Genomic DNA, 5,095 nt, shown 5'->3' on the forward strand with positions numbered 1-5,095 from the left:
CTTGGTCACTGAGACCGCCGTCTGCGTGTCGAGGATGATGTGAGGCCACGCGCCATCAGGACGTTATCAGCATGAGCTAACCCTAGGTCACTTGTGAGTCCTGAAGACCCGGCTGAAACTTTTTTCGCGGGCGCGAAAATTCCCCTCCTTCAGGTGAATCGTGTCGGATCTCGTAGACTTGATCGCGAAGCGGCCGGCAAGGTCGTAGCGTGCCGCGTGGACAGATGGAAACCTACCGCTGCCCGGTGACCGACCTTCTTGGACGGCTGGCCAGCCAGATGCCGGCGGTGCGCGTCTGGGACCCGCTGCCCACCCTGTGCCCCGGCCAGAACTGCCAGGTCGAAGACCAGGGCCGGCCGCTGTTCTACGACGCCGACCATGTCAGCGGCTACGGCAACATGCGCCTGGCCCCGGACTTCCAGCGCTTCATCCAGGGCCTGCTATAAGCCAACCAAGGCGTGGCCATGAACCTGTAGGCGCGGCTTCACTGTTCCAGCGGCTGCCCCACCAGGGTAATGGCCACGCCGGGTGAACCCACCGAGTTGGCGTCGCCGCTCTGCGCATAGGCGCCGAGGGTGTCGGTCTTGGCGGCGGTGTAGTGCGGGTCGCTGGTCGAGGTCTGGTCCCACACCGCCGAATAACCCGCCTGCGCGGCACCGAAGGCCACGCTGGCATGGCTGGCGGCCTTGACGCTGCCGCTGCTGATCGCCGCGGTCGCAATCAACGTGCCGTCGGCCTCGAAGCTACTGGTGCCATAGTTGAAGGCCGTCGCCACGTTGCCGTTCTGGTCGTAAATCACCACCGCATCGCCCTTGCCCAGGCCCGGGCCGTCGACGCTGATGACATGGCTGGCGTCGGTCAGCCCCCAGGCATTGAGGAAGGCCGCATAGTCGGCGCTTTTCACCGAGGCGATCACCAGGGTCTTGCCGGCCTCCAGGGTCAGGTTGCCGCCCAGCGACACCCCCGAGGCGAAGGTCTTGTTGTCCGAGTCGGTGAAGCGCCAGTTCGACAGGTCGATGCTGCTGCCGTAGTTGTACAGCTCGATGAAATCCCCGCCGCTGGCGTTGGAATTCACTTCGCTGATCAACAGGTTGTAATGCGGCGTCTGGCCGGTCTGGAAGCTGAGGCTCTGCGCGGCGATGGCATTGCCGTAATGGTCGACCACCGCACCGGCCTGCAGCTCGACGCTGTACTGGGTGCCGGCCACCAGCTTGGCGGAAGGCAACAACTGCACCTGGTTGTAATCCACCTTCAGGTGGCTGGCATCGAAACTCTGCAGCACCGTGCCGGTGCCATCCTTGAGCACAATGCTGCCGCTGCCCAGCTGCACGCCTTCATCGAAGGTCAGGGTGATGCTGGTGGTGTTCTTCGACACCTCGGTGGCGGCATTGGCCGGGGTGCTGGCCACCAGCTTGGGTGCCGTGGTGTCGGTCAAGGGCTGGCCGAGGGTCACCAGGTTGCTCTTGAACTGCTGGTCGGCGGGGGCCAAGTCCTTGGACATCTGGCTCTGCCCTGGCCACAGCGTGTCGCCGTTGTCCTGCAGCAACAGCACCTGGGTGCCGGGCTTGATGCTGGCCGGCGAGGCGATCGACTCGAAGCTGCCGCCGGTGGCCTTGAGCAACGCATCCAGGTCGTTGTTCAGTTGCACCGGTTGGTGCGTGGCGTTGCCGTCCCAGGTGAACAGACGAAAATCGTTGGGCACCAGATCGCTGGCGCTGCCTGAAGGCCCGGCGATGATCAGGTAGCCACTGCCGTCGGCAGCCTTGTCGATGGAACGGATACCGCGCCCGCCCAGGTTCAGCTCGATGGCGCTGAAGACCGGCGCCACGCTGCTGTCGGCCAGTACCTGGGTGTAATTGTTCACAGCCACGATCAGCGCCTTGTCACGCGTGCCGCTGTCCAGCTGCGGGGCGCGAAAGCCCAGCCACAGCGCGCTGTCGTCCGGTGAGGTGGTCAGGCCCTCGATGGAAAAGCCGTTGGTGTTCTCCGGCGCGATACCGGCGCCGGCCGAGGTGGCGAAACCGTAGTAGCCCGCAGCCTTGCCATCGGCGCCGGCGGCGTCCCCGGCACTCAGTGCAGCGACCAGGCCGGTGTATTTATCGGTGGTGACCGTCAACTGCGGCTGGCCATTCACCGTAGTGATCTTCAGCGCGGTGATCACCTCACGGCCCGGTGCTTCCTGGCCCTTCTTGTTGTTGCTGTGCGAGCCGGTGAGGTACAGGGTGTCGCCGACCAGGGTCATGGCCTCGAAGTCCATCTCGTCGCTCAGCCCCAGGGCCGTGCCGTAGTCGAACTCGCTCAGCGCGGCGCCGCCGGTTTTCTCGTAGACCCGCACCACGTTGGACTCGTCATCGCCGACGATCAGGTAATTGCCCCAGCTCACCACCCCCGAGGCATCGGACGAACCGAAGGCGCTGCCGACCTGGGGCTTGAAGGTGAACTCGGTAGGCTGCGGGGTCACCGGTGTGGTCGGCGTAGACGTGGCCGGGTCGCCGTTGCTGATCAGGTTACCGGCCAGGCTGTTGACCAGCTCGACGCTACTCTGCGTGCCTTTGGCCTGCAGCGCGCTGTTGAGTTCGGCAGTGCTCGGCGAACGGCCCAGCACGCCCTGGTAAGTCAGTACTACCTGGGCCTTTTCGCTGGTGACACGCTGGCCTTCTGCCGACGCGGTAAAGGACGCCAGCAGGCTGGCCGGGCTGCTGCCATTGGCGGCCTGTTCGACCCAATAGGCCAGGCCGCCGGCGTCCGGTGCGCGGCCCAGGGTGTTCTGGTACAGCGCGGTGATGAACTGCGTGCTCGACGTGCCCGCCACGCTGGCGAATTCGCTGGACTGGGCGAAGGCCTGGGTCACGTCGCTCAACGACAGGCCGCCCTGCATCTGCGCTACCCAGTACTGCAGGCCGCCGGTGTCCGGTGTGCGGCCGAAGGCGGCCTGGTACAGCGCAATGATCGGCTGCACCACGGCCTGCGCTTCGGCCGAGGAGGTGAAGCTGCTGACCACCTCCGCCAGCTGGATCTGCCCGCTCTCGACCTGCGCCTGCCAATAAGCCAGACCACCGGCATCCGGCTCACGGCCCAGGATGTTCTTGTAAAAGGCGGTGATCGACTCGCGGAGGGTGGACATGAAGGTAAGCACTCGGTATCAGAAGGGATACGCGACCCTACCAACGCAGTTTGACGAAATGGTGACCGGGGCGCTCGGGGCTGTTGGAGCAAGCTCCAACGGATTGCGGGTGCTTTGTAGGAGCGAGCTTGCTCGCGAAGGGTCCCGACATCGAGCCAGGCCTTTTCGCGAGCAAGCTCCAACAGGGTCAGGTCTTCAGGCCTTCCTCGGGCTCGACCGCCGGCACCGGCCATTGGTCCAGGGCCTGGTTGAGGGCCAGTTGCGCCTGGGTAATCAGGTGCAGGCTGGCCATGGCCAGGTGACGCGGCGGGCCTTGCAGGCCTTCGGCGCTTTGATAGGCCGTGGCGGTGGCGCAGTTGAGCAGCTCCACGGCGTGGGCCACGCGGCATTCGAGCAGGACGAGGGATGATTGAACGGAGGGTGGATCGGGGACGATCTTTTTCATGTGGTACTCCAACTAATGATTGGAGCTGCCGCCCATGGCCTACCAAACGATGGGCGGCAGCCGCGTGCAAGTTGGTAGGACCGGTCAGTTGGCACCCGGCGCGCCCGAAGACGCCCTGCACGCGGCCACCATGAAACGCATGGCCGCAAAAAAGCGCCTCGCAAAAGGTGGCGCCTTGCACCGACTAACCTCAGGCCTACCAAACCTGGTCGCTGAATTGGCAGCGACGGCAGGAGGGTAGAAGCCTGAATGCATGGGCACAAGCGGTCGGAATTCTCTCGGAAATGTCCTGCAAGAGAAAGAGAGGCGTCTTGCAATCATGGCCCCATAATAGGCGCGGATTGCAGGGTTTTTTGTGGGAGCGAGCTTGCTCGCGAAAGGCCGCAACACCGCGCCAGACCTTTTCGCGAGCAAGCTCGCTCCCACAACGGCCTTAGAGGAAGTCGCGAATATCGCGCTCCAGCTTGCGGCCGACGAAGATCGACACGCCCAACAGCGCCAGGGAGAAGGCCACCAGCAGGCCGATGGACAGCAGGTGCGGGGCCTGGCCGCCGATCAGTGCGGCGCGGTAGGCCAGTACCAGGTGGTAGAAGGGGTTCAGCGCCACCAGCTGCTGGATGGTGCCGGGCAGAATATTCGCCACGTACACGATAGGCGTCAGCCAGAACCACAGCTGGGTGACCACGCCGACCACCTGGGTGATGTCGCGGATGAACACCGAGAGAATCGCGCAGGTGATGCCCAGGGCATAGGCCAGCAGCTGCTGGCAGAGGAAGATCGGGATCCACCACAGCAGGTGCCAGGAAAAGTCGAAGCCGATGGCGACCAGGAAGACCATGAAGAAGCCGGTGGCGATCAGGTAGTGCACAGTTTCGCTGAGCACCACGAACAGCGGCAGGCTCCACAGCGACAGGCGCACCTTGCCGATCAGGTGGGCCTTTTCATGGAACACGCCGGTAATCCGGGTGAGGGTGGCGGCGAAGCAGTTCCAGGCCAGCAGGCCGCTGACCAGGTACACGCTGTAGCCCCATTTGCCGAGGTCCTGGCCCAGCCCGCCGAGGCGCATGCCCATGATGTTGGAGAACACCAGGGTGAAGATGAGGATGTTGATCAGCGGCAGGATGAAGGTCCAGGCCGCGCCGAGTACCGAGGCCGAGTGGCGGTCGATCAGGTCCTGGCGGGTGAAGTTGAGCAGCAGGTTCCAGTTCATCGAAGGGTCCAAAAACAGCGAGCAGGCAAGCATACGCAGTACAGGGGCATAAAAAAACCCGCCTTTTGAGGGGCGGGTTTTTCGCTCGACTTGAGCAGCGATGCTACATCGTTATTAAGCGATGGATACAACACCGTTTTCGAAGGTAACTTTCTCGATACCAACGCCAGTCAGCTTGATAACAGCTGCGTCTGGGGTATTGGCAGCGGCAGCGGTAGTTACGTCGGTGAAACCGCCAGTACCGGTGACGGTGCTGCTGCCGTAGGCCTTGGTTTCAGCGATAACGTAGGTGTCGTTACCTTTCTGGAAGAAGAAG

Annotated in this window: 4 protein-coding genes and 1 pseudogene; 1 reads left to right on the forward strand and 4 read right to left on the reverse strand. The window is 63.5% G+C overall.

What is annotated here, in order from left to right:
* The first annotated feature begins 209 nt into the window (after positions 1 to 209).
* A complete protein-coding gene (locus ACF8MI_RS18280) occupies positions 210 to 446 on the forward strand; it encodes an SGNH hydrolase domain-containing protein (protein ID WP_392517709.1) in 237 nt (78 codons plus the stop codon).
* Between the two features lie 38 nt (positions 447 to 484).
* On the opposite strand, the gene ACF8MI_RS18285 is transcribed toward ACF8MI_RS18280, so the two are convergent.
* From ACF8MI_RS18285 to ACF8MI_RS18300, 4 genes and pseudogenes are all read right to left on the reverse strand, one after another.
* Positions 485 to 3,124, reverse strand: coding sequence for a DUF3616 domain-containing protein (locus ACF8MI_RS18285; RefSeq protein WP_200929573.1), 2,640 nt, complete (start codon positions 3,122 to 3,124; stop codon positions 485 to 487).
* A 187-nt stretch (positions 3,125 to 3,311) separates the two neighbouring features.
* On the reverse strand, positions 3,312 to 3,569 hold the full coding sequence (locus ACF8MI_RS18290) for a DUF6124 family protein (protein WP_392517710.1): 258 nt from the start codon (positions 3,567 to 3,569) through the stop codon (positions 3,312 to 3,314).
* 433 nt (positions 3,570 to 4,002) lie between these two features.
* Complete coding sequence (locus ACF8MI_RS18295) at positions 4,003 to 4,779, reverse strand: ABC transporter permease (RefSeq protein WP_200929571.1); 777 nt, start codon at positions 4,777 to 4,779, stop codon at positions 4,003 to 4,005.
* 114 nt (positions 4,780 to 4,893) lie between these two features.
* Positions 4,894 to 5,095 (reverse strand): annotated as a pseudogene (locus ACF8MI_RS18300) (hypothetical protein); the annotation flags it as partial.

The sequence above is a fragment of the Pseudomonas sp. yb_9 genome, from assembly GCF_043103635.1.
Taxonomy (GTDB): domain Bacteria; phylum Pseudomonadota; class Gammaproteobacteria; order Pseudomonadales; family Pseudomonadaceae; genus Aquipseudomonas; species Aquipseudomonas monteilii.

Bases quoted from the DNA above. Each gene is read 5' to 3' on its own strand.
- ACF8MI_RS18285 (WP_200929573.1), bottom strand. From the start codon at position 3,124: ATGTCCACCCTCCGCGAGTCGATCACCGCCTTTTACAAGAACATCCTG.
- ACF8MI_RS18290 (WP_392517710.1), bottom strand. From the start codon at position 3,569: ATGAAAAAGATCGTCCCCGATCCACCCTCCGTTCAATCATCCCTCGTC.
- ACF8MI_RS18295 (WP_200929571.1), bottom strand. From the start codon at position 4,779: ATGAACTGGAACCTGCTGCTCAACTTCACCCGCCAGGACCTGATCGAC.